This is a genomic window from Pseudomaricurvus alcaniphilus, assembly GCF_011440395.1.
Taxonomy (GTDB): domain Bacteria; phylum Pseudomonadota; class Gammaproteobacteria; order Pseudomonadales; family Cellvibrionaceae; genus Pseudomaricurvus; species Pseudomaricurvus alcaniphilus.
In genome coordinates this window covers 24840-49134 of record NZ_JAAOIX010000008.1, presented here as the reverse complement: position 1 = coordinate 49134, position 24295 = coordinate 24840, and the positions used below count along the sequence as shown (strand labels likewise).

The window sequence follows — 24295 nt, the reverse complement described above, 5'->3', positions numbered from 1 at the left end:
GCGGTGGTTAGTCGCCGTCGCCGCCGGCGTCCACCATGCCCAGCTCCTTGAGCTTGCGGGTCAGGGTGTTGCGGCCCCAGCCGAGCAGATTGGCGGCGTCGCGTTTGCGCCCGGCGGTGTGTTTGAGGGCGGTTTCAATCAAGGCCTTCTCAAAGGTCGGCACGGCATCGGAGAGAATGTCATTCTGGCCTCGGGCCAGAGCCTGGTCGGCCCAGTGGCGCAGGGCTTTTTCCCAATCCCCGGCCGGGGCATCCTCACTCTTGCTGACGATCAGTTCCGGCGGCAGGTCCTCCAGGTGCACCTCGCGGCCGGAGGCCATCACCGTAATCCAGCGACAGGTGTTTTCCAGCTGGCGCACGTTACCCGGCCAGTCCAGGTTGCACAGGTAGCTCTCGGTCTCCGGCAGCAGGATTTTCGGTTCTACTTCCAGTTCGCGCGCGGCCTTGAGGAAAAAGTGCTGGGCCAGCTTGGCCACATCCTCGCGCCGGTTGGCGAGCTTGGGGATATGGATACGAATCACATTGAGGCGGTGAAATAAATCTTCCCGAAAGCGGTTTTGCTCCACCAGCTTTTCCAGATTCTGGTGGGTGGCGGCAATGATGCGTACATCCACTTTCACCGGGGTGTGGCCGCCGACCCGATAGAATTCGCCATCCGCCAGTACCCGCAGCAGTCGGGTCTGGGTTTCCGCCGGCATATCACCGATTTCATCGAGAAACAGGGTGCCGCCGTTGGCCTGCTCAAAGCGGCCCTGGCGCTGGCCTCCGGCACCGGTAAAGGCGCCCTTTTCGTGACCGAACAGTTCCGACTCGATCAGGTCGCGGGGGATGGCCGCCATATTGAGGGCGATAAAGGTGTGATTGCGGCGCGGGCTGTGGCGATGCAGGGCCCGGGCGACCAGCTCCTTGCCGGTGCCGGATTCACCGTTGATCAGCACCGTGATATTGGATTGGGACAGGCGACCAATGGCCCGGAAGACCTCCTGCATGGCCGGGGCTTCACCGATAATTTCCGTAGCCGCCTCGGCCTGGGCCGGCGCGCTCTCCTGCTGCTGTTCGTTGGCGTGGGCGAGGGCGCGCTTGATGACCGCCACCGCCTCGTCGACATCGAAGGGCTTGGGCAGGTACTCGAAGGCGCCGCCCTGGTAGGCCGACACTGCACTCTCCAGGTCGGAGTGGGCGGTCATAATGATCACTGGTACGCCAATCGCTTCCTCAGCGAGGATCTTCAGCAGTGACAGGCCGTCCGTACCGGGCATGCGGATATCGGTGATGATGGCATCCGGGAGGCCATTCTTCAGCGCGGCCAGGGCGCGGTCGCCACTCTCAAAAGCCGTGCAGGGAATGCTCTCCTGCTGCAGGGCACGCTCCAGTACCCAGCGAATCGAGCGGTCGTCGTCAATGATCCAAACATGGTTAGACTGCATGGTTTTGTTCCAGTGGTAAATAAATGGAGAAAATCGTTTGGCCGGGCTGGCTCTCGCACTCGATCAGGCCCTGGTGCTGCTGCACCAGGTGCTGGGAGATGGCCAGCCCGAGACCGGTGCCTTCGGCTCTGCCGCTGATCATGGGATAGAAAATATCACTGACAATAGCCGCCGGTATGCCCGGACCGTTGTCTTCGATGTCGATACGACAGACCAGGTGGTGGTACTGCCGATTGATGGTGAACTGGCGCTGCACCCGGGTGCGCAGGGTGATCATGCTGTCCTGCTCGCCACCGGCTTCCAACAGCGCCTGCATGGCGTTGCGAGCAATGTTGAGCAGCGCCTGGATAATCAGTTCGGCGTCCATGGTGAATTCGGGAATACTGGGGTCGTAGTCCCGCTGGATCTGGATCTTTGAGCCGCACTCGGCCACCATCACCCGGGCGATGTGCTCCAGAACCTCGTGTATATTGGTGGGCTTGAAGTTGGGCAGCTGGCGCGGTCCGAGCATGCGGTCTACCAGGTTGCAGAGCCGATCGGTCTCTTCGATGATGATCTGGGTGAATTCCTCGTGGTGCGGCGACGCCAGTTCCCGAGCCAGCAGCTGCGCCGCGCCCCTGATACCGCCCAGCGGATTCTTGATTTCGTGGGCGAGGCTGCGCACCAGGTGGCGCGTGGTCTCCTGGGAGGAGATCAGGGTCTCCTCGCGGCTGATGCGCAACAGTCGGTCCAGGGGCATGATCTCGATGATCATGCCATCGCCTTCCGGCAGTGGGGTAACGCTGTAATCAACGGTCAGTTTTTGGCCGTTGTGCAATACCCATTGGGCCTGGCGCTTGGTGAACTGGGAGTTGGTCCGGGCCGCCTGGAAGATGACCTCGGCCGGTGTTCCACCGTCGCGGAAGTGGCTCAGGAAAGGCTTGTTAATGGCTTTCGAACCGCTGATGGCGAGCAGCATTTCGGCCGAGGGATTCAGGTACAGGATACGCAGGTTGCAGTCGACGGTGACCAGTGACACGTTCAGGTGATCAAAAATGGTTTTGTAATGCTCGTCAATAGCCATGACTACTCAGTGTGCGTGTTATTTATTCAAACAGTGGGGCCGGTGCCGGTGCCAGCAGGGGCCGCGGACAGGCCGATGTCGCCGCTTTGTGCTATGCACAGCAAGAAGCGAACCAATACGGCGCACTCGCCCTGTTTCGGTGAATGACGGGCATATTGGACGATTTCTGGCAGAAAGCGGATTTTATTATGCACCATTATCGAGCATAAGGGCCGGGTTGGCGCGATTTTACGACCTGTTTTATGGCTTTATACAGGGCGCTGCAGCGTCATCCGGAAAATGACAGGGGTCAGTTTCCAATGACAGGAGTCAGTTTCCGGATGTGAACTAGTTAGCCGCTTTGGGTTTCGGTCTGGCCACCCGGGGCCTGTGCACATAAATGGTAACCGCCGGCGAGGTAGTTACCTGGTTGTCGGCCTGGTCGATCACGGCCACGCTTAACTGGTGCTCGCCGCGATACAGTTCCTGCAGCAGCAGGCGTGTCTCCGCCAGCGCCGGCCCCATGGCAGTGCCATTGATATAGGCCTGCAGCCGATGGCCGGATTGCAGCTCTGGTTGCAGCTGCACCACCACCTCCAGTTGCCGTTGTCCGGGGGGAATATGGGCGCCCGAGAGCGGGCTGTCGATGCTGATTTGGTAGCGCAGGGCAGCGCCCTGGGCCGGCTTCACTGGTGCCGACTGCCGGGGCATAACCGGCGGCGCGGGCTGGGTATTGATGCGGGGCAAGTCCAGCCGTTCAACCTGTTTCGATGTGGGTTTGTCGCTGTAGGTAACCTTGCCGTCCTGATCTACCTCTTTGTAAATTGCCGCGCTGGCTGGCAAGCCGATGCAAAGGGTCAGCAGCAGGGGTAGCAGGGGTAATCTCATCGTCGCGTCCCGGGTTCAAACCAGTCTTGATCATAGCCTATCCGGCAATTTGCTGGCAAAGAGTTACTCCGGCCATAAAAAAAGGGCGGCCCGGTGTCAATTTCCGGGTCGCCCTTGTCTGCGTTAGCGCTGCAGTTGCCGGGGCGGCGACTGCAGCGATGGCGCGGCGTTTACACGCTGTACTTACTTACACGCTGTAGTAGAGGTCGAATTCAACCGGGTGAGTGGTGTGCTCAACGCGGTAGACGTCTTCCATTTTCAGCTCGATGTAGGCATCGATCATGTCGTCGGTAAACACGCCACCGGCGGTGAGGAACTCACGGTCGGTGTCGAGGCAGCCCAGGGCTTCGCGCAGGGAGCCGGCAACCTGGGGAATGGCTTTGGCTTCTTCCGCTGGCAGGTCGTACAAGTCCTTGTCCGCGGCATCGCCAGGGTGGATCTTGTTCTTCACGCCGTCGAGGCCAGCCATCAGCAGGGCCGCAAAGCACAGGTAAGGGTTGGCAATCGGGTCCGGGAAGCGGGCTTCGAGACGTACGGCTTTCGGTGATGAAACGTACGGAATACGCAGTGACGCGGAGCGGTTGCGGGCGGAGTAAGCCAGCATAACCGGTGCTTCAAAGCCCGGGATCAGGCGCTTGTAGGAGTTGGTGCCAGGGTTGGTAAAGGCGTTCAGGGCCTTGGCGTGCTTGATGATACCGCCGATGTAGAACAGGGCGGTTTCACTCAGGCCGGCATAGCCGTCGCCGGAGAACTGGTTGACGCCATCTTTCCAGAAAGACTGGTGCACGTGCATGCCGGAACCGTTGTCACCCACCATTGGCTTGGGCATAAAGGTAGCGGTCTTGCCGTAGGCGTGGGCAACGTTGTGGACGCAGTACTTGAGGATCTGCACTTCGTCGGCTTTCTTCACCAGGGTGTTGAACTTGACACCGATCTCACACTGGCCGGCGTTGGCCACTTCGTGGTGATGCACTTCAACGTCCAGGCCCATTTGCTCCATGGCATTACACATGGCAGCGCGCAGGTCGTGCAGTGAATCGACCGGGGGAACCGGGAAGTAGCCACCCTTGACACGTGGGCGGTGACCCATGTTGCCATCGGCGTATTCAGTGCCAGTGGACCAGGCTGCTTCTTCGGAGTTGATTTTGATGAAGCTGCCGCTCATGTCGCAGCCCCACTTGATGTCGTCGAAGACAAAGAACTCTGGCTCCGGGCCGAAGAAGGCGGTGTCGCCCAGACCGGTAGACTTCAGGTACTCTTCCGCGCGCTTGGCAACGGAGCGGGGGTCGCGCTCGTAGCCCATCATGGTAGAAGGCTCGACGATATCCATACGCAGGATGACGGTAGGCTCGTCGGTGAAAGGATCGAGGATAGCAGTGCTATCATCGGGCATCAGGATCATGTCAGATTCATTAATGCCTTTCCATCCGGAGATCGACGAACCGTCAAACATCTGGCCGTTTTCGAAAAAATCTTCGTCCACTTCTTTGGCGGGGATGGTTACGTGTTGCTCTTTACCTTTGGTGTCAGTGAAGCGCAGGTCTACCCAGCGAGCTTCGCTTTCTTTGATCAAATTCAGAGTTTTCTCTGACATGTGGATGCCTCCAGAATGGCCTTACCAAGTGAGTTGTTTTAAACGCGCTTTCCTTGTGCCCTGTTTAGCGTGAAGTTGCGGAAAGTCGATACGCATTCTTCACTTTTTATACAGCCGGCGCAAGAGAGAGTGAGCAATAACAGGGCAAATTGTATGCCAGCTGTTTTTGGCGCAATAAATTTCTGAAAATCAATAACTTAGCTGTTGTTCGACGGCTTTAACGAGCGCTTGATGGTCCAATTTGGGGCAATAATACGGTTTATGCTCTATGTTGGTGCGGAAATGGTGGCGCGGGACCCGCTGCGGATTCCCGGATCTTGCGGGTGTAACGGAACCGGGCATGTTTTATAATGCCGCGCCCCGGATTACAGCGCCCTTAAATTGGGGCCGGTCTAATACTATGCAGTTTATCGTCAAGCTTTTCCCCGAGATCACCATTAAAAGTGCACCCGTGCGCAAACGGTTTATCCGTGTGTTGCGGGATAACCTGAAGGAGCTGGTTCGCGGCCTCGACTTTTCGGTCAGGGTTGTTCGCGACTGGGATAAAATCGATGTGTTTGCCGACGGCAGCGAACCTGCCCAGGTGGCCCAGGTGGCAGATATCCTGGCCCGCACCCCGGGCATTGCACACTTTTCCCAGGTGCAGGCGTTCCCGCTGGGCGATATGGACGATATTTTCCAGCGCACCCTGGCGATCTGGGGGTCAGCCCTGGCCGAGAAGACCTTCTGTGTGCGGGTCAAGCGCATGGGCGATCACGACTTTACCTCCATCGAGGTGGAGCGCTATGTCGGTGGTGGCCTCAATCAGCACACGGCGGCTCGGGGGGTAAAGCTGAAGGACCCGGACGTGACGGTGAAGCTGGAAATCAAGCGCGATCGGTTGTTTGTGGTCGAAAACCAGAGGCCGGGGCTCGGCGGCTTTCCCCTGGGTACCCAGGAGCCAGTGCTGTCGCTTATTTCCGGCGGTTTTGATTCAACCGTGTCCAGTTACCTGACCATCAAGCGCGGCATTCGCACCCACTACTGCTTTTTCAATTTGGGTGGGCGGGCGCACGAGGTGGGGGTCAAGGAAGTGGCCTACTACCTGTGGAACAAATTTGCGGCATCCCACCGGGTGATGTTTGTGGCGGTACCCTTCGAAGGGGTGGTGTCTGAAATCCTGGAAAAAGTCGACAACACCCAGATGGGGGTGGTGCTCAAGCGCATGATGTTGAGGGCGGCCACAAATATCGCCAGGGAAATGGAAATAGGCGCGCTGGTCACCGGTGAGGCGGTGGCCCAGGTGTCCAGCCAGACCCTGACCAATCTGTCGGTGATCGACAGTGTTTCCAATACGCTGGTCCTGCGGCCGCTGATTACCATGGACAAGGGCGACATTATCGATATTGCCCGCCGTATCGGCACCGAGGAGTTTGCTGCGGCGATGCCCGAGTACTGTGGTGTGATCTCGCGCAAACCCACCACTCGGGCACGGGAGGAGCGGGTGGCTGCCGAGGAGAGTAATTTTGACTTTGCGGTGCTCGACGCAGCAGTGGCTAACCGGCGCACACTGCCGATTGACCAGGTGGTGGATGATCTGCTGAGTGATAGCGAGGCGCCAGCGGCGCAGGATTTCACCCGCCAGGTAGTCATTGATGTGCGCCACCCGGACGAACAGGAGTTGCGTCCCCTGTCGCTGCCGGATTTGGAAGTGCAGCACATACCTTTCTATCGGCTCGACTCGGCAATGCCCGGGCTGGAGGCAGAGGTGGAATACCTGTTGTACTGCGAAAAAGGCGTAATGAGCCAATTGCACGCCGCCAATTTGCGCGCTGCCGGCTTCCAGAATGTGGGCGTTTACCGGCCCGGCTCGAATCGCGAGGATTGAGGCGGTTAAATTGCTTAATTCCTCTCACTGAGGCTGTCGCCGGTCGCGTAATGTCCTATACTGGCGGGCAGTTGCTCACTTCAGGCCGGCAGTTACTTGCTCCCGGCCAGTGATTTCTCACTCGGGTTAGAGATCGCTCAGTAGCTTCAGGGAGGAACTGTGGTTTACTGGCACAAGGTCACCGATATCATCACGATCTACGGCGCGGGTTCCCTGCTGGCTGGCGCTGCGCACACTTTGGTGCTGTGCCCCCGACAGCGCCCCTTGCCTGACCTGGAAATGGCCACTGGTTGCGGTTGTACCAGTATCAACTATGCCGGTATCAACTATGCCGGTATCAACTACAGTGGTGCTGGCTAGATGGGGCTGCGCAGCAAGATCCTGCTTCTTCTCTTTGTCCTGCTGGTGGTACCGCTGTCTATATTGGGCAGCGGCGGCTACTGGCTACTGAAGAACAAGTTTCATGCCGACGCGCTCGAAGACCAGTACGCAATAACCTCCCGCATCAGCACCAGCGCACAATTTGAGTTGTCCCGCAACCAGGCCTATGTCGATTTGCTGGCCGGCAGCTCGGCGCTGATGCTCAGTTTGCAGCGCTACACTGATGCCCCTGCTGCGGCGAGTGCCAGTGCCATCAACGCGGTGCTGGAAGAGAGCCTGGCGCTCAACTTCGATATTGTGGCCGCAGCGGCCTATGACAGGGACGGCTTGTTGATTGAAGCCAGCCAGGTCAGGACCGCCCAGTACCAGGATGTTTTCCCGTTTAAAAAAACCTTTGATGCCAGCGCCTGGAAAGCGAAACAATTGTCGTACCAATTGTTGGAGGTTATGGATAATTCCAGCCTGTTTCTGGTGATGCGGCCGATTGCAGGCCCCGACAACCAAGTGCTGGGCTATCTGGGTTTGCACATCAGTACCCTCGCCTTGACCCGGGCCATTGAAGGCCGGTTACTGGCCAATATGCAGCTTTTCTACTGCGATGACGCCGGCAAAATATTGGCCCAAAGCCAGCCACTGGCTTTTGACCAGGTGCCTGCTGATGCTATGGAACAACTTGCCACGGCGGCACCGGAGGCAAAGTTTGTTGAGCTGACGTTGGAGGGTAAAACTTACCAGCTCACCCTGCAGCCTGTGGGTGTGTCGATCTGGCTGGGGTCGCTGGTGGATATAGAAAAGCGCCTGCAGAATATTCGCCGTATTATCAGCACCGCGCTGGTAGTGACTGCAATCCTGGTGACCCTGGTCTCGTTTTTCCTGTATTTTCAGCTGGCGCGGATGGTCATTCGCCCACTGGATCATCTCAACCGGGCCACCCGCAAAATTTCTGCCGGCGAGTACTTGCCGGATATCGCCATTACCAGCAGCGACGAGATTGGCGAGCTGGCCGCCTCCTTCCGCACCATGGGCAGCCGCCTGAAGGAGTCCAACGATCGGGTGACCCAGCTGGCATTTTTTGACCCCCTGACCAAGTTGCCCAATCGGGAGACCTTGCGCCGCTCGCTGGCGCAGATGATCGAGGTTGCAGCGCGCAACAACAGCTTGCTGAGCGTGTTGTTTATCGACCTGGATGACTTCAAGAAAGTCAATGACCGGCTCGGCCACGCCGCCGGTGACCAATTGCTGGTGGTCATAGGCGAGCGCCTGAGTGACTCCCTGCGCAGCGGCGACCTGGTGGTGGGCAGCCCGGATAGGGAGACGGATGAAGGTGGCTTGATGATCAGCCGCCGCGGCGGTGACGAATTCAATGCCATCCTCAATAACCTCAAGAGTGCCCGCGATATCGCGCTGATTGCCGAGCGCCTGATTACCGATATCAATGAGCCGGTGATACTGGATGACAGCCCGGTGAGCGTGGGCGCCAGTATTGGTATCGCCATCTACCCGTTTGATGGTGCCGATGCCGATACCCTGCTGCGCAATGCCGACCTGGCCATGTACGAGGCCAAGAGCCTCGGCAAAAACAAGTATTACCTGTTTACCGAGGCCATCAATAGCCAGGTACACGAGCGCCTGGAGCTGGAACAGCGCATCGCCTCCGGGTTGAAGCGCTCCGAGTTTGAGTTGTATTTTCAGCCGAAAATCACTCTCGCCAGTCGCTCGATTGCGGGTTTTGAGGCGCTGATTCGCTGGCGCGATCCGGCCAGCGGCCTGGTTTCTCCGGTAGACTTTATCCCGCTGGCGGAAGAGTCGCAGCTTATTCACGATATTGGTCGCTGGGTTATTGCCGAGGCCTTCCATCACATTCGCGAGTGGGACGAGATGCTGCCTGCCAGCATCCGTATCGCCATCAATGTTTCCGCCCGGCAAATGGTGCAGGAGAGCTTTGCGGAAAACTTTATCTCCCTGGCCAGCCAGTTCCGGATTCCCCTGTCGCGGCTGGAGATTGAACTGACCGAAACCAGTATTCTCACCGACGAATTACTGGTCAAGCGCCACCTGCAAAAGCTGCGTGCGGTGGGTGTCAAAATCAGTCTCGATGACTTTGGTACCGGTTACTCCTCGCTGACTTTTTTGCGCAACCTGCCCATTGATGCGGTGAAAATTGATCGCAGTTTTACCGCCCAGCTGGGCAGCAACAGTCAATCCACCGCTATCGTCGCATCCCTGCTGGATCTGTGCCGACGACTCTCATTGACCACTGTAGCGGAAGGTATAGAAACCCAGGCCCAGCTGGATTATTTGACCGCCCAGGGCTGCGGCGAGGGCCAGGGCTATTACTTCGCCAAACCCATGCCGGCCGAAGAAATGCTGGAGTTCTTGCGCTCGCCCGAATACCTCTCCATGTAGGCGGCGGCAATAGCGCGACCCCTGGCCAGGCACGCCACAACCAGAGTATCTGCAATAATCAAACTTGTGGCAGCGAAGAATTTTACCGCAGCCGCGATAGATTTTTGCGCCATCGCCCCTCTAATAGAGTGATATGAGCGAAAATAACCCTGAGGTCAGCGCAATTCAACTGCTCCGTGATCGGCGCCTGGCGGCCAACGTGCTGGCTGGCGACGAGCGCGCGTTACGGGCATTCATGGATGAATATTTTCCCAAGTTGTTCCGCTACGCCCGCCACCGGCTGGATATCGAAGCAGACGTCGACGAAGTGGTGCAGAAAACCCTGGCCCAGGCGGCGCGGCGGCTGGAAACCTATCGCGGCGAGGCGACCCTGTTGGCCTGGTTGATTCGCATCTGTCGCCACGAGATCTCTCGCCAATTGGCGGAAGTCCATCGCCACGGAGATATGATGACGCCGTACCTGAATGACGAAATTCTGCGCAGCGTGGTCGAAACCATAGAATTGGACGAGCGCCTGCAGCCGGAGGCGCTCAACCAGCGTCGCGAACTGATCGGCCTGATTCAGTTTGCCCTCGATCAACTGCCGGAGCACTACGCCCGGGCGCTGGAACTCAAATACATAGAGGGGCTAAATTCAAAGGAGATCGCCGCGCAGATGCAAACCAGTGACGAAGCAACCCAATCGCTGTTAGCGCGAGCGCGCCGGGCCTTTCGGGAAGTGTGCGATGTGGCTTTGCAGGTAGTTAAATGACAGATAGTTAAATGACAGATAGTTAAATGACAGGTAGTTAAATGAGGTGGCGAGCGAAATAAGGCAGTGAGCGCAATGAGGTAGCAAGTGAGAAGTTTATGAACAACGACGAAAACAAACCCGACTCCCCCGGGCCGCTGGACGAAGAGCAGCGGCTGGCACGCCTGCTGCGTGCCGTGGGCAAGCGTGAAGATCTGCCCGCTCACCTCAGTCAAAGCTGGGAGGCGGGCTTTCGCCGGGAGTTGGCCCAGGCCCGAAGCGCGCGCCGCCAGCGCCGCTGGCGCCAGTTTGCCTACAGCGCCTGCCTGCTGGTGCTTGTCGGCGCCGGCTTGCTGCTGACACTGCCAGGGGACAACGACCCGCTGCCAGAGGTCCGAGTGGTCAGTGTTCACGGTAATGGTGTAACCCTGCAAGCCGGGGCAGCCAGCGCCGGCGCTGCAGCCCTGGGCCAGGGCGTAACGCTACCGAGCACCGTTGCCACCGGCAGCGATGGCTTGCTGGCCCTGCGCTACGGCCAATACGATGTGCGCCTCAATCACCAAACTCGCCTGCGCCTCCAGCGGGACAAGCTGGAGCTGCTGGCGGGCGAGATCTACGTCAGCGACTTCAGTGGCTACAGCTACAGCAACAGCAATAGCAACAGCACTGCCACTAGCGCTAGCCCCGGCAATAGTATCGCCAGTACCAACAAGTCAAGCAGTAACCCCGGCACCGCCACCGGTTTGCTGGTGACAACCCCATTTGGCGAGGTTCGCGACGTGGGCACCCAATTCACCCTCGGCCTGGAGCCGGAGCGCATGGTGGCCCGGGTGCGGCGCGGGGCCATCGCCCTGGCTGCAGGCCGCAACCAGTACCGTGCCGACGCCAGCGACGGCGGTGCCCGGCAACTGGTGATCAATCAAGCCAGCGAAGTGCGGGTAACCGACATCGCCCCCAGTGGTGAACCCTGGCAGTGGATCTATCAATCCGGCCCGCAATTTGAGCTGGAGGGCAACACCGCCTTCGGCTTTCTGCAATGGGTGGCCCAAGAGAGCGGCCTGCAACTGAAGTTCGCCAGCGACAGTGCAAAAGTCTACGCCCACACCACCATGCTGCACGGCGATATCAACGGCATCGACCCCCTCGAAGCTCTGCAACCAGTACTGGCGGCCACCGACTTGTCGGCCGCACTCGTAGACCAGCGCCAACTGCAAGTGTCCCTGCTACCCCGCTACTAACACACCTGTGCCGAGCACCAATCCGCATCGGCCATACCCTTAGCTGGACACTCATGCTTGTACCTTTGCATGGATACCCACACTTGCAGCCGGAGCTAATTGTCGAGCGCGGTGCTGAGTGAATAGAAATGCACATTCGAGATATGAGTGGACTGCCCGTCATCGGTGGGGGGAGCCCATTGCGGATCGGCTGCTTACATGGACACCTATGTTTTCAGGGATGCTTACATCGACTCTTACATGGCTCTTGCATGGACACCCACACTTGCAGCCGGAGCTAATTGTCGAGCGCGGTGCTGAGTGAATAGAAATGCACATTCGAGATATGAGTGGACTGCCCGTCATCGGTGGGGGGAGCCCATTGCGGATCGGCCATATCCCCCCGACCACATTTGGCGGCTGTGAAACTCAACCATTTTTTGCGCAAAAAGACGCGCAAAAAATTGGGATTCAGACAGTCCTCGCCGACTACCCCAAATGTGGTCGGGGGGATAAGCATGGCCTGATTGATCCGCAACGGGCTCCCCCCACCGCTGACTACATTGTGGTATCTAAGAGCAGTGTAATTTGATTTCCAACTTACAGAACTGAGGTCTGGTCAAGACCTCAACGGTATGCCCTTCATATCCACCAGAACTCGCAGATGATCGAGATAATTTATTCTTGCGAGGACCTCAATATCTTTATTTTTATTATTGTCTTTTCCCAGAATCTCGCTCGATGCCTGGTCAAGGCTCGGTGGGTGTGCCCTGCCAGACCAATCAGGTCGCGTTTAGGCTCTCCGCGCTTTTCGGGTTTTCGCGGACGGATGTTTGAGCGCTAGCGAGTTTCCGGGAGCGCGAAAAGCGCGGAGAGCCTGCGGCCGGTCTGGCAGGGCACACCCACCGGGCCGCCGCGCCATACCATGTTTTGCTACCAACAAATATCCAAGTAAAACGAAGAGAAGCAACGACTAAGACGTTCACAAGAGGCCGGGAGCGCGAAAAGCGCGGAGAGTCTGCGGCCGGTCTGGCGGGGCACACCCACCGGGCCGCCGCGCTAAACCACGCTCTTCATATTCAAACCAACACATCAAAACGAGAAAATAATACCCAGCGATACCACCCGTCCAAGCAGGGTTTCGAAATCGGGCACCAGCTCGAACACATCCTCCTCGTCGGTCTCCTCCAGGTCAAAGTCGATACCGGCGATATTTTTGCGATCAGTGAGGTTGCTGATATCGGCGAAAACCTCGATCTGGTTGGCGCCCACAGGCCAGCGCTTGCGGATATTGATATCCAGCGAAGCGTAGCTGCGCAACTCGGTATTATTGAGATAATCCGCCAATACCAGCGTGTCATCAACCAGTGTCGGCAGGCGGGTGCTGCGCCAACCCGAGTGCCAGGTGGCGACCACCGCGGCTGTGAAACTGTCGCTCTGCCAGGTCAGGCCGGCGTGCACCGTGTGGCGCTGCGACCAGCGACGGTCGATTTTGCGATCGTCGATGCGATCCCAGGCGTCCATAAAACTGTAACGCAACTGGCCACTCCAGATTGCGCTCCACTCGTAGTGAACTTCCAGGTCCAGGCCTTGGGTCTCAGCGCGGCGGGGCGCGATAGCGATCCGGTCCGGCTCCATTTCAGGCAGCAACACAAACGGATTAAAGACATTTTCGAAGCGCCCCTTCTGGTTGGCGTAGCGCTTGTAATAGATATCCGCGCTGATCGACAACTGGCGCCAGTTGCGAATCAGGCCGACGATGTATTGGTCGGAGCGCTGGGGTGCATAGAATTCGGTCACCCCGTCCAGCACCTGCAACTCCTGCACACCTTCCGGTTGATAGAAGCGGCCCAGGCTGAGGCGCAGGAAAGTCTCGGGCTGGAACTCGTAGGCCAGGCCAATGCGGGGTGCTAACTGCTGGCGACTGCCGCTGGCCAGGTAGTAATCCTGGAAATCCCAGCGCAGGCTGGGCTGCACGACCAGTTCGGGTGACAGCGACCACTCAGCCTGCACATAGGCGCCGCCCGACCATCCCCGCGGGCGCAGGTCCAGGTCGCGCTCGACTTCGCGCTCGGTATCCAGCAAGTCAGCCAGGTCGCCACGATTGATGCGGCTGTGGTGCTGATAGTGGGCGCGGCTGCGCTCTGCCTGCCAGCCAAATTCCAGCAGCAGGTCGTTGCGCAACAGCGACAGGTCGTGGCGCAGGGACCAGCGCTCAATATCCTGCTGGTGATTCAATTCGCCGCCCTTGTCCTCGGCCTCCTCCTCAAAACTGGTGAGCCGCTTGTCCCGGCCCAGGTCCAGCCAGGACAGGGTCAGGTTACTGCGCAGCTGGCCCTGCTGCCACTGCAGGCCGGCCCAGAGCAAATGGGTTGCAACCCGCGCCCGGGCGGCCTCCTCGGCGTCGATAAAATGGATGTCATCCTTGGCGTAACTGCCCCCCAGAGTCAGTTGCAGCTGTTTGTTGAGCTGCATCGTCAACCTGGTCGCGGCGTCCTGGTATTCCGGTTGCCCGGACCGGCTTTGGATGTAATCGGTGAGGTCGCTGAGATCGCCCTGGCGCAGGGACAGTTGCCAGTTACCGGTGTCCGCATCCACCAGTTCGCCGTGGGCGCTGTAAAAATTGGCGAAGGTGGAAATGCCCAAATGCTGCCGGTGCTCCCGTTCACCCCAGTCGTTGCGAATATCCATGACCCCGCTCATACGATTGCCGTAACGGGATGGAAAGCCGCCGGTGTAGAAGTCGATGGACTCGATGGCGTAGTAATCGATGGTGCTGTAAGCGCTGTGGTAGTCGGCCAGGTGAAAGGGTTCGAGCAATTCCACGCCGTCCTGGATGACCAGCAACTCATCTTGCAAACCGCCGCGAATGCGCGGCTTGGCCGACACCCCAACCGACGAAACACCGGGCAGGCGCAGGCTGGCGCGCAGTGGGTCGGAGGCGGCGGAAGGGGTTATCGCCAGCTCGTTGCTGCTCAAGCGATGCATGGAGCCGGCCAGGTTGGCTTCGGTGATGCGGTGCAGGGTGCCGGTCACAATAATGTTTTCCAGCGCCTGTTCCGGGGCCGGCTTCGCTGGCAGTTGATCTTTGACCCGCGGTTGTTCGCTGCGGCGAATGGTCCATACCTTACCGTGCTGCTGCAGTTGCAACTGGCGTTGGTCCAGTAGCCTGGTCAGTTCCTCGAGATCGGGTGTGGCCGGGTCGAGGGACTCCGGGATGGGCTCTGCGGGGCTCAGCAGGCTGTTGCTGTAGATGATGACGTAACCCTGGCGCCGCAGGCTGTCGATAAGGTCGCCAAAGGTGTGTATGGCGGGCTGGGCCGCGACAACAGCGGCGAGCAGCAACAGAGTCGTCGCAGCGGCTGTTAGATTTATAACCTTTGGCATCCCGGCGCTTTACCTTGTTTTTTTAAAATAATTCGGAGTTTGGCGACAGAAAAATCGCGCTACCCGGCTCTCTTAGGGTATCGGCACCGGCCAAGCGATTATGCCGGTGCCGCAAGCAGGTTATTAGCAAATCCGTTATCAACGATTCGGAGAAGGACAATGAAACTCTACCTAACCTCAGGCCTGATGGCCATCATGTTTTTATTGGGATCTGCCGATCTCTGGGCCGCCCAGGCCTGTACACGCACGGCAGATATTATGCGCCGGGCCTGTTCCTTTGATGTTCGCGACGACCTAAACGAGGCCATCGCCGTTTGTATCAATATGCGTGACCGTGACGAGCGCGCCGAGTGCCTGGCAGAAGCGCGGGAAGAGCGCCTCGAGGGGCTCGACGAATGCAAGGCGCAGCGGCGTGCGCGACGCCAGCTGTGCAACATTATTGGCGAGGCCCCTTACGACATGGCGGATATCTGGGCGGCAGAAAACTTTGTCCACCCCGATGACATCAACAGTGGCAACGCCAACCCCTGGTTTGATCTCACCCCCGGCAGTTCGCAGACCTACTTCGGCGACGGTGAGACCATCACCGTGCTGGTTACCGATGAAATCAAGCTGATCAACGGCGTTCACTGCCGCACCGTCAATGACCTGGTCACCGAAGACGGCCTCGATGTGGAAGACACCGATGACTGGTATGCCCAGGATACGGACGGAAACGTCTGGTATTGTGGTGAAATATCGGAGAACTTCGAGTTCTATGAAGGCGACGAACCGGAGGCGGCCGAACTGGTGGACATCGACGGTTCCTGGAAGGCGTTTCGTGACGGCGCCCAGCCCGGCATCCTGTTCTTTGCCGATGGCGCCGCCAACGTAGGGCGCACCTACCGCCAGGAAGTGGCCTGGGGAGACGCTGAGGATGTGGGCAAAATCCTTACTGTCAGCGCTCCCGGCATGTTGCCTGACGATGAGTGCGAGGATGAAGACGTTACTGCCGCAGTGGCGGAGTTCCTGTCCGAGCGTTGTGTCGAGGAGGGGGCTGAAGCAGGCCACTGTATGGTGACCCTGGAGTACACACCCATAGAGCCCGATGCCTCGGCTCACAAGTACTACGCCCCCGGCGTCGGCCTGCTGGCGGAAGTGGAGGATGGCGCCTGCATCGCGCTGCAAGGGGTTATCGACGAGGACGATGGCGACGACTAGTCCCTGGTCCAGTATCAACCCTTAATCCTGCTGCTGTTTTGACCCCGTCCCTGGTGGCGGGGTCTTTTTATTAAGCCCGGTTATTGGGCCCGGGGGCTGGAAAACCTCTCATATTGGCGGCGGCAATGGGCCGCTGCCGCGATATTCCGCAATTGGTTATTTTATCATCGCCTCGACACGGGTATAATGCCGCACCCAAATTTTTCGGCCACTCCTCCTTCGCGGGTAGTCGCCCCGCTGCAGAGACTCCCCTGTGATAGAAAATCTACGAAATATCGCCATTATTGCTCACGTTGACCACGGTAAAACCACCCTGGTCGACAAGCTCCTCAGCCAGTCCGGTACCCTCGATCGCAAAGACGTCGGTGCGGAACGGGTTATGGACTCCAACGACCAGGAGAAGGAGCGCGGCATCACCATCCTCGCCAAGAACACCGCCATCCGCTGGAACGATTACCGCATCAACATCGTCGACACCCCCGGCCACGCCGACTTTGGCGGTGAAGTGGAGCGGGTTCTGTCCATGGTGGACTCGGTGTTGCTGCTGGTGGACGCCGTCGACGGTCCCATGCCGCAGACGCGTTTTGTTACCTCGAAGGCGTTTGAAAAAGGCCTGAAACCAATTGTGGTGATCAACAAAATCGACCGCCCCGGCGCCCGTCCGGACTGGGTCATGGACCAGGTGTTTGACCTGTTCGACAACCTCGGCGCCAGCGACGAGCAACTGGATTTCCCGGTGATCTACGCCTCCGCCCTGAACGGTATTGCCGGTCTCGACCCGGAGGATTTGGCCGAGGACATGACCCCACTGTACCAGATGATCGTCGACCGGGTGCCGACCCCGAATGTGGACCGTGAAGGCCCGTTCCAGATGCAAATATCTGCCCTCGACTACGACAGCTACGTCGGTGTTATTGGCGTCGGTCGCATTACCCGGGGCAGCCTCAAGCCCAACCAGCAAGTGGTGGTGAAATCCGCCAATGGTAAAGAGCGCAAGGGCAAGATCCTGAATGTAAAAGGTTACCTGGGGCTGGAGCGCATCGACACTGACTCCGCTGCCGCCGGTGACATCGTCTGCATTACCGGTATCGACGGCCTCAGTATTTCCGACACCCTGTGCGACCCGCTCAAGGTGGAGGCGCTGCCGCCGCTGAGCGTCGACCAGCCCACCGTCAGCATGACCTTTATGGTCAATGACTCACCCTTTGCCGGGCTCGAGGGCAAGTTTGTCACTTCGCGCAATATCAAGGAGCGGCTCGAGCAGGAGTTGATTCACAACGTCGCCCTGCGGGTCGAGCAGGGTGACACAGCGGACAAATTCAAGGTCTCCGGTCGCGGCGAGCTGCATTTGTCGGTGCTGATCGAAACCATGCGTCGCGAAGGTTTCGAAATGGGCGTATCCCGTCCGGAAGTGGTGCAGAAAGAGGTGGACGGTGAAATCCACGAGCCCTTCGAGCAGGTGGTGATCGACGTCGAAGAGCAGCACCAGGGCGCCATTATGGAAGAGCTGGGTCTGCGCAAGGGCGAGCTGCGCAATATGGAGCCCGATGGCAAGGGCCGGGTGCGGCTGGAATTCCTGGTGCCGTCCCGGGGCCTGATTGGCTTCCGCGGCCAGTTCCTGACCCTGACTTCCGGCTCCGGCATCATGACCAGTATTTTTGACCACTACGGCCCGGTCAAAGAGGGTGAAGTCGTGCATCGCCAAAACGGTGTGCTGGTGAGCATGGTCAAAGGCAAGACCCTGGCCTACGGCCTGTTTAACTTGCAGGAACGCGGTCGCTTGTTCCTCGGGCATGCGGCCGAGGTGTATGAAGGCCAGGTGATCGGCATTCACTCCCGCGCCAATGACCTGGTGGTCAACCCCACCAAGGGCAAGCAGCTGACCAACGTGCGCGCTTCCGGCACCGACGAAGCCCTGACCCTGACGCCGCCGATCAAGCACACGCTGGAGCAGGCGCTGGAGTTTATCGAGGACGATGAACTGGTGGAAGTGACCCCGAAAAGCATTCGTATTCGTAAGAAATTGCTGACCGAAAACGAGCGCAAGCGGGCTAAAAACGCCAAGTAAATTGCCGCCACGGGCAGCGGCCGGGTACGCCAGCAGTGCGTCCCGCCGCCGCCCGGCATTACTTGCACATTTTGCTACCGCCGTAACCTGGCGTACCCGGCCCGACTAGCGCGCCACTGCCCTTGCAGTTTCCTCTCTTTAGTTGTTTTCTTTTCAAAAGCTGGTAGCCCGGCCAGGGGCCGTCAGTTGAGCGCAAGCCTTCACGTTATACCAGCCGGGCTGTCGCGCTGGGCGCCATGGGATATTTATTGCAAAAGCCTTGCTGAAATCGACGCATACGGGCAAGCTTCCGCTGATGAAACACTTATTGGATACAGTGACAGGTCGGCGCAGAGTGCTGGCAGTGGGTCTGTTGTGTGCGGGCCTGGTTTTGTTGGTTATCTGGTCTTTACGGCAGCCAGTGCCGCCGCCGGAGGTAGTGGAGCCGCTGCCGGATTTCAAGCAATTTGAAGACGTGCAGGCCATGAAGGCGGCCTTCTTCGAGTATCTGCAGCCCATGGTCGAACGCCAGAATGCCGTTATTGCCGCCCAGCGCCAGCGCCTGCAGGAGTTGGCCGCCAGCTACGCCGACGACAAGCAGATGTCCTCCAGTGAAGCGCAGGCATTGCAGGAACTGAGTGAACAATACCGGGTGGATACAGACCTGAGCCCAGCCAGGCAGTTGGAAGCTCTGTTGCTGCGGGTGGATACCATTCCGCTGGAGCTGGCCCTGGTGCAAGCCGCCAAGGAGTCGGGCTGGGGTCGCTCCCGCTTTGCCCTGACCGGCAACAACCTGTTTGGCCAGTGGTGCTACGAACCCGGCTGCGGGGTGGTGCCGGCGAAGCGCAAGAAGGGGGCGAAACACGAGCTGAAATCCTTTGCCACGGTGGAAGACGCCATTGCCGATTACTTGCTCAACCTCAACAGTCACCCGCGCTACAAGCCCATGCGCGCTATCCGCGCCAAACTGCGCCAGCAAAATGCCGCAGTGAACGGTCTGGCGTTGGCCGATGGCCTGCTGCACTATTCAGAGCGCCGCCACGCTTATGTGACGGAGTTAAAGTCCATGATTCGCCAGTACCGCAGGTTTGCCCTCAGCCTGCAGGCGGCGCAGGAGCATTGAGACCGATGCTGTGCCATTCCAGGTTTGTGCAATCCAGGTTTAAACTGTCCAGACTTAAACAGTTCAGCCTTAAACAGTGTTTGCGGCTGCTGGCGTTATTGCTCTGTGGTTTTGCCGGGGCGCTGCCGGCGGCGGACGATCACGCCGTGATCTTGCTCTATCACCATGTCAGCGCCAGCACACCGCCCAGCACCAGCGTTACCCCCGACCAGTTTCGCCAGCACCTCGATTACCTGCACAGCAACGGCTACCAGGTGCTGGCTCTGGACGACCTGCTCGACCGCCTTATGGCGGGCAAAACGGTGCCGGAGAACAGTGTTGTAATCACTTTCGACGACGCCTATGAGTCCATCTACAGCCAGGCGGCGCCGCTGCTGGAAGAGCTGGGGTGGCCCTACACGGTCTTCCTGGCCAGTGAGCCGCTGGATAACAAAACGCGCGGCTACCTGAGCTGGCAGCAGGCCCGTGAACTGCGCGGGCGCGGCGCCAGTTTTGCCCCGCACTCGGTCACCCACGCCTATTTGGCACGGCGCCAGAAAGAGGAGTCCGAGGCCGCTTGGCAGCGGCGCATCAGCTGGGAGATCGACGAGAATCGGGCGCGTCTCAAGGCTGAACTGGGGGCGGCGGGCAACAGCTTCGCCTACCCGTTTGGGGAATACAATGCCGCCATGAAAGCACTGCTGCAGGCGCGCAAGCTGTACGGTCTGGCGCAGCAGTCGGGCGCGGTGGGTCACCACACCGACCCGCGGCAGATTCCGCGCTTTCCCATGGCCACGGGCTATGCGGATATGGAGCGCTTCAAAGTCGCCATCAACAGTCGGCCCCTGCCAGTGCTGGAAGAAACCCTGGCGGCGCCAGGTGCGGCGTCCTCGGGATCAGTGTTGACCCTGCGCCTGGCGGCCGGGGATTATCGCGAGCAGGGGCTCGGCTGCTTTACCGCTGCCGGGGAGCCACTGCAGCTGGTCGCCCAGGCGGCGCTGACCTACCAATTGCAACTGCCGCCGAGTCAGCCGGGCCGCAATAAAATCAACTGTACCGCCCCGGCCCTGTCCGGGCGCAGCGAGTTCTTCTGGCACTCCTACCTGTGGCTGGATTATTGATCGACCTGTGGCGCCGGCAAGCAGTATCGCCGCGCCACTATTGCCACTAGCAGGCCCAGGCCCAGGCCGAGCCCGTTAGCGAACAGGTCTGACCACTGGGCGTAGCGATTTACCAGTGGCTGCAGCAATTCAATCGCACCGCTTAGGGCCAAAAATAACAGGCCTATCCAGACCCAGTGCGCGGGTTTGCGCAGGGCCACGGGAAACATCAGGGCGCAGTAGGCCAGCAGGTGATGCAGCTTGTCACCGCCGGACACCTCTGGCAGTTGACTCAGGGGCAGCAGTGACAAAGTGGTAATCAGTGTCAATTGCGCTGCACTCAGCGGCAACCAAAATCGCGTTACAAATAACAGTAATCCTGTCATGGGCTCTCGGGGTTAATGCTCACCAGCGGTGAGCCGGGTTTATTTTTTGCGCTTGTCGCGCACGTAGACGGCCTTTGAATTGGTGTCACCAATCTGGCGCTGTTCAATTTCAAACAGTTTGGTGGCGGCAACCAGTTCGCCGAGCTTGCCGTAGCCGTAATTGCGCGGGTCGAAATCCGGCGACTGCTTGGCGATATTGCTGCCCACCGGGCCGAGCTGGGCCCAGCCACTTTCGTCGGAGGAGGCCTCCACCGCATTGCGCAACAAGTTCACCAGCTTGGCGTCCTGCTTCAGCTCATTGGCGCTTTTCTTTGCGATCTTCACGCTTTCATCGGTCTTGCCGCGCAACACCTCGGTGTAGATAAATTTGTCACAGGCGGAGACGAAGGCAGCCGGGGTTTTCTTCTCGCCGAAGCCGTACACCACCAGCCCCGACTCGCGAATACGCGAGGCCAGCTTGGTGAAGTCGCTGTCACTGGAGACGATGCAAAAGCCGGTGAAGTTACCGGTGTAGAGCAGGTCCATGGCATCGATAATCAGGGCGCTGTCGGTGGAATTCTTGCCGCGGGTGTAGCCGAACTGTTGAATCGGCTGGATGGAATACTCCAGCAGCACATCTTTCCAGCCCTTCAGGCCGGGCCCGGTCCAGTCGCCGTAACTGCGCTTGACGTTGGCGGTGCCGTAGTTGGCAATTTCACCGAGCAGGCCCTCGACGATACTGGGTTGGGCATTGTCGGCATCGATTAGAACCGCGAGTTTTTGTGTCTGTTCCATGTCTGGGGGTCACCTTACAGGGGCGCGCCGCGACGGTTGCCGCGCGGTTGGCTGAATTGGCGTACTTGATACTACGTTTATTGACCCAGTGCAAACCACTGTCGCCACTTCCCCGTATGCTTGTTAGTTGGAGATGCTGTCGCCCATTTGCTCAACAGCTGCGCTGCACAATGGTTATGCAAACTGTGCGGCAGTGATACTATGCAGGGGAAAGCAGCTTCAGGGTCAAAATAACAGCTACCGGCGCCACTAAGGCACCTGCTTTGGGTGACGGCGGCTGAACCAACAATCACTGTTACCCGGAGATTGAACTTATGTTCGCGTTTTGCGTTTTACTGGCGGTTTTGCTGGCCCTGGGGTTTTACCAGGTGCGTTTGATCAGTGCCGCCATCGGCCTGGCAACCCTGTTATTGGCCTTTGTCGTACTGGGTGGAGTGTCTGGCTGGTTGCTGTTACTGACCGCCGTGGCTGCTATTACCTGCTACTTGCTCTCTCGCAACTCACTGCGCGTTGCGCTGGTTAGTGGCCCGGTGTTCGCCTGGTTTCGCAAGATTGCCCCGCGCCTGTCGGACACTGAGCGCGAGGCGCTGGAAGCCGGTACGGTTTGGTGGGATGCGGAGCTGTTTTCCGGCAGCCCCGACTGGGACAAGTTGCTGCACACTCCCGCGCCGACCCTGCGCGAGGCGGAGCAGGCCTTTATCGACGGCCCGCTGGAAGAACTCTGCGCCATGCTCGACAGCTGGAAAATTGAGAAGCAGCAGGATCTGCCGGCGCCGGTTTGGCAGTTCCTGCGCGACAATGGCTTTTTCAGCCTGATCATCGAAAAGAAATACGGCGGACTGGAGTTCAGCCCCTACGGCAACTCTGCCATCGTCACCAAAATCGCCAGCCGTGATCTCACGGCCGCGGTCACGGTCATGGTGCCCAACTCCCTCGGCCCGGGCGAGTTGCTGCGCGACTTCGGCACCGAAGAGCAGCAGCAGTATTACCTGCCGCGGCTGGCCAGCGGCGAGGACATCCCCTGTTTTGCCCTCACCGGGCCCACCGCAGGCTCCGATGCAGCCTCCATGCCGGACCGGGGCGTCGTCTGCAAGGGCGACTGGCAGGGGGAGGAGGTACTGGGGCTGCGGGTCAGCTGGAACAAGCGCTATATCACCCTGGCGCCGGTGGCCACGGTGCTAGGGCTGGCCTTTCAAACCTATGACCCGGATGGCCTGCTGGGGGAAGAGCAGGAGCTGGGCATTACCTGCGCGCTGATTCCCACCGACACCGCCGGGGTCTGGACCGGCAATCGCCACTTCCCGGTGGGCTCGGTGTTTATGAACGGCCCCACCCGGGGAGACAATGTTTTTATCCCCATGAGTTACGTGATTGGCGGGCAGGCGCGCATCGGCCAGGGCTGGCGGATGTTGATGCACAGCCTGGCGGCCGGGCGCGCCATTTCCCTGCCGGCGCTGGGCACCGCCGGGGTCAAGCTAAGTGCCATTTACAGCGGCGAGTACGCCCGTATTCGCAAGCAGTTCGGCATGCCCATCGGCTACTTCGAGGGCATCGAGGAGCCGCTGGCGCGCATGGCCGGTGAAGCCTATCGCCTCGACGCCGCCCGCTTGCTGACCTTGAGCGCACTGGAGCTCGGCGAGAAGCCCGGGGTGCTGTCGGCCATGCTCAAGTATCACGCCACGGAGGCCAACCGGCGCTGTGTCAACGACGCCATGGATATCCACGCCGGCAAGGGCATCATCACCGGCCCGGGCAACTATATGGCCGCCATTTACCAGGCGCTGCCCATCGCCATCACCGTGGAAGGCGCCAATATTCTCACCCGCAGCCTGATTATTTTTGGCCAGGGTGCCATTCGCAATCACCCCTACCTGCAGCGTGAGATGCAGCTGGCCGGGGAGCAAAACTCCGACCAGGCGCTGGCCAAATTTGACCAGGCGCTGTTCAGCCACATCGGCTTTGTGCTGCGCAATCTGGCGCGCACCCTGGTCTATGGCGTCACCGGCGCGCGTTTTATTCGCGCTCCGGTACAGGGCAAAACTGCCCACTACTACCGCCAGATTACCCGCATGAGCAGTGCCTTTGCGCTGGTGGCCGATACCATCCTGTTGAGCATGGGCGGCGCCTTTAAATTCCGCGAGAAAATCTCCGGGCGTATGGCTGATGTGTTTATTCACCTGTACCTGGCATCGGCGGTGCTGAAGCAGTTCGAGGACAGTGGCTGCCCGAAGGAAGACCGGCCGCTGGTGCACTGGGCCATGCGCGACAGTCTCTATCAAATCCAGACGTCGCTGGTGAACGCGCTGCGCAATTTGCCGTCGCCGCTGCTGGGGGCCGTTATCCGCTGGCTGGTGTTCCCGCTGGGGCGCCCCTATAGAGTGCCCTCCGATCGGCTCGGCAAGTACACTGCCCGCATCCTGCTCAGCGATAACCCGGCGCGGGAGCGCATCAAGCAGGGCCTGTACCAGCCCCGGGGTGAGGAGGTGACCGCCAAACTGGCGGCGGCGTTTGCCGGCATCCAGGAAATTGCGAGCACGGAAAAGCTGATCAACAAACAGCTGCACACGGTATTGAGCATCAATAACTACGAGGAGTTGAGCGCCCAGGCGCTGGAGCAGGGCCTGATTGATAGCGCCCAGGTCGAGCGCATCCGGGAGGTGATGGAACTGATCCGCGACGTCATCAACGTGGATGATTTTGCCCCGGCGCCCGGTGCAGCGGCCGGTTGAATATTTGATTCGCGATTCG

Annotated in this window: 17 protein-coding genes; 10 read left to right on the top strand and 7 right to left on the bottom strand. The window is 59.3% G+C overall.

The annotated features are described in order from the left end of the window. Positions 1-7: 7 nt before the first annotated feature. The 4 genes from glnG to glnA all read right to left on the bottom strand — a co-directional run bounded on the left by glnG (position 8) and on the right by glnA (position 4950). The gene (gene glnG, locus G8764_RS15285) at positions 8-1426 is read right to left on the bottom strand and encodes a nitrogen regulation protein NR(I) (RefSeq protein ID WP_166165542.1); all 1419 of its coding nucleotides are present in this window, start codon (positions 1424-1426) and stop codon (positions 8-10) included. After that, the gene (glnL, locus tag G8764_RS15280; protein ID WP_166165541.1) at positions 1416-2489 is read right to left on the bottom strand and encodes a nitrogen regulation protein NR(II); all 1074 of its coding nucleotides are present in this window, start codon (positions 2487-2489) and stop codon (positions 1416-1418) included. Before glnL ends, glnG begins: the two co-directional genes overlap by 11 nt. A gap of 327 nt (positions 2490-2816) precedes the next feature. Then, positions 2817-3356: a DUF4124 domain-containing protein gene (locus G8764_RS15275; protein WP_166165540.1), complete on the bottom strand. Its 540-nt coding sequence runs from the start codon at positions 3354-3356 to the stop codon at positions 2817-2819. Between the two features lie 187 nt (positions 3357-3543). Further along, complete coding sequence (gene glnA, locus G8764_RS15270) at positions 3544-4950, bottom strand: glutamate--ammonia ligase (RefSeq protein ID WP_166165539.1); 1407 nt, start codon at positions 4948-4950, stop codon at positions 3544-3546. A gap of 400 nt (positions 4951-5350) precedes the next feature. Here glnA and thiI point away from each other — a divergent pair, with 400 nt between their 5' ends. The 5 genes from thiI to G8764_RS15245 all read left to right on the top strand — a co-directional run bounded on the left by thiI (position 5351) and on the right by G8764_RS15245 (position 11572). Next, positions 5351-6817, top strand: coding sequence for a tRNA uracil 4-sulfurtransferase ThiI (thiI, locus tag G8764_RS15265; protein ID WP_166165538.1), 1467 nt, complete (start codon positions 5351-5353; stop codon positions 6815-6817). Between the two features lie 159 nt (positions 6818-6976). Further along, positions 6977-7177, top strand: a complete 201-nt coding sequence (locus G8764_RS15260; protein WP_166165537.1) for a hypothetical protein — start codon at positions 6977-6979, stop codon at positions 7175-7177. Further along, positions 7178-9604: a bifunctional diguanylate cyclase/phosphodiesterase gene (locus tag G8764_RS15255; RefSeq protein WP_166165536.1), complete on the top strand. Its 2427-nt coding sequence runs from the start codon at positions 7178-7180 to the stop codon at positions 9602-9604. Between the two features lie 133 nt (positions 9605-9737). Beyond that, positions 9738-10355 carry an RNA polymerase sigma factor gene (locus G8764_RS15250; protein ID WP_166165535.1) on the top strand — a complete coding sequence of 206 codons (618 nt, stop codon included), beginning with the start codon at positions 9738-9740 and terminating at the stop codon, positions 10353-10355. 98 nt (positions 10356-10453) lie between these two features. After that, the gene (locus tag G8764_RS15245) at positions 10454-11572 is read left to right on the top strand and encodes a hypothetical protein (protein ID WP_166165534.1); all 1119 of its coding nucleotides are present in this window, start codon (positions 10454-10456) and stop codon (positions 11570-11572) included. Between the two features lie 1071 nt (positions 11573-12643). On the opposite strand, the gene G8764_RS15240 is transcribed toward G8764_RS15245, so the two are convergent. Further along, a complete protein-coding gene (locus G8764_RS15240; protein ID WP_166165533.1) occupies positions 12644-14938 on the bottom strand; it encodes a TonB-dependent receptor plug domain-containing protein in 2295 nt (764 codons plus the stop codon). A 159-nt stretch (positions 14939-15097) separates the two neighbouring features. Here G8764_RS15240 and G8764_RS15235 point away from each other — a divergent pair, with 159 nt between their 5' ends. From G8764_RS15235 to G8764_RS15220, 4 genes are all read left to right on the top strand, one after another. After that, positions 15098-16138, top strand: a complete 1041-nt coding sequence (locus G8764_RS15235) for a hypothetical protein (protein WP_166165532.1) — start codon at positions 15098-15100, stop codon at positions 16136-16138. Positions 16139-16391: 253 nt separating this feature from the next. After that, entirely contained in the window at positions 16392-18206 is a 1815-nt protein-coding gene (gene typA, locus G8764_RS15230; protein ID WP_166165531.1) for a translational GTPase TypA, read from the top strand. Between the two features lie 295 nt (positions 18207-18501). Further along, positions 18502-19308: a glucosaminidase domain-containing protein gene (locus tag G8764_RS15225; protein ID WP_207951914.1), complete on the top strand. Its 807-nt coding sequence runs from the start codon at positions 18502-18504 to the stop codon at positions 19306-19308. A 5-nt stretch (positions 19309-19313) separates the two neighbouring features. Beyond that, positions 19314-20408, top strand: a complete 1095-nt coding sequence (locus G8764_RS15220; protein WP_166165529.1) for a polysaccharide deacetylase family protein — start codon at positions 19314-19316, stop codon at positions 20406-20408. On the opposite strand, the gene G8764_RS15215 is transcribed toward G8764_RS15220, so the two are convergent. Together G8764_RS15215 and G8764_RS15210 are read right to left on the bottom strand one after the other, a co-directional pair. Continuing rightward, entirely contained in the window at positions 20402-20716 is a 315-nt protein-coding gene (locus G8764_RS15215) for a VanZ family protein (protein WP_207951913.1), read from the bottom strand. The two genes, G8764_RS15220 and G8764_RS15215, sit on opposite strands and share 7 nt — an antisense overlap. A gap of 96 nt (positions 20717-20812) precedes the next feature. Then, complete coding sequence (locus G8764_RS15210; protein WP_166165527.1) at positions 20813-21547, bottom strand: NYN domain-containing protein; 735 nt, start codon at positions 21545-21547, stop codon at positions 20813-20815. 314 nt (positions 21548-21861) lie between these two features. Between G8764_RS15210 and G8764_RS15205 the strand changes: the two genes are divergently transcribed. Further along, positions 21862-24276 carry an acyl-CoA dehydrogenase gene (locus G8764_RS15205; RefSeq protein WP_166165526.1) on the top strand — a complete coding sequence of 805 codons (2415 nt, stop codon included), beginning with the start codon at positions 21862-21864 and terminating at the stop codon, positions 24274-24276. Positions 24277-24295 lie beyond the last annotated feature (19 nt).

What these genes read in the sequence shown, in the direction of transcription:
- G8764_RS15210 (WP_166165527.1), bottom strand. Translation starts at nt 21,547, where the DNA reads ATGGAACAGACACAAAAACTCGCGGTTCTAATCGATGCCGACAATGCC.
- glnA (WP_166165539.1), bottom strand. Translation starts at nt 4,950, where the DNA reads ATGTCAGAGAAAACTCTGAATTTGATCAAAGAAAGCGAAGCTCGCTGG.
- G8764_RS15235 (WP_166165532.1), top strand. Translation starts at nt 15,098, where the DNA reads ATGAAACTCTACCTAACCTCAGGCCTGATGGCCATCATGTTTTTATTG.
- G8764_RS15245 (WP_166165534.1), top strand. Translation starts at nt 10,454, where the DNA reads ATGAACAACGACGAAAACAAACCCGACTCCCCCGGGCCGCTGGACGAA.
- G8764_RS15250 (WP_166165535.1), top strand. Translation starts at nt 9,738, where the DNA reads ATGAGCGAAAATAACCCTGAGGTCAGCGCAATTCAACTGCTCCGTGAT.
- G8764_RS15225 (WP_207951914.1), top strand. Translation starts at nt 18,502, where the DNA reads ATGAAACACTTATTGGATACAGTGACAGGTCGGCGCAGAGTGCTGGCA.
- glnL (WP_166165541.1), bottom strand. Translation starts at nt 2,489, where the DNA reads ATGGCTATTGACGAGCATTACAAAACCATTTTTGATCACCTGAACGTG.
- G8764_RS15255 (WP_166165536.1), top strand. Translation starts at nt 7,178, where the DNA reads ATGGGGCTGCGCAGCAAGATCCTGCTTCTTCTCTTTGTCCTGCTGGTG.
- G8764_RS15205 (WP_166165526.1), top strand. Translation starts at nt 21,862, where the DNA reads ATGTTCGCGTTTTGCGTTTTACTGGCGGTTTTGCTGGCCCTGGGGTTT.
- glnG (WP_166165542.1), bottom strand. Translation starts at nt 1,426, where the DNA reads ATGCAGTCTAACCATGTTTGGATCATTGACGACGACCGCTCGATTCGC.
- thiI (WP_166165538.1), top strand. Translation starts at nt 5,351, where the DNA reads ATGCAGTTTATCGTCAAGCTTTTCCCCGAGATCACCATTAAAAGTGCA.
- G8764_RS15240 (WP_166165533.1), bottom strand. Translation starts at nt 14,938, where the DNA reads ATGCCAAAGGTTATAAATCTAACAGCCGCTGCGACGACTCTGTTGCTG.
- G8764_RS15220 (WP_166165529.1), top strand. Translation starts at nt 19,314, where the DNA reads ATGCTGTGCCATTCCAGGTTTGTGCAATCCAGGTTTAAACTGTCCAGA.
- G8764_RS15275 (WP_166165540.1), bottom strand. Translation starts at nt 3,356, where the DNA reads ATGAGATTACCCCTGCTACCCCTGCTGCTGACCCTTTGCATCGGCTTG.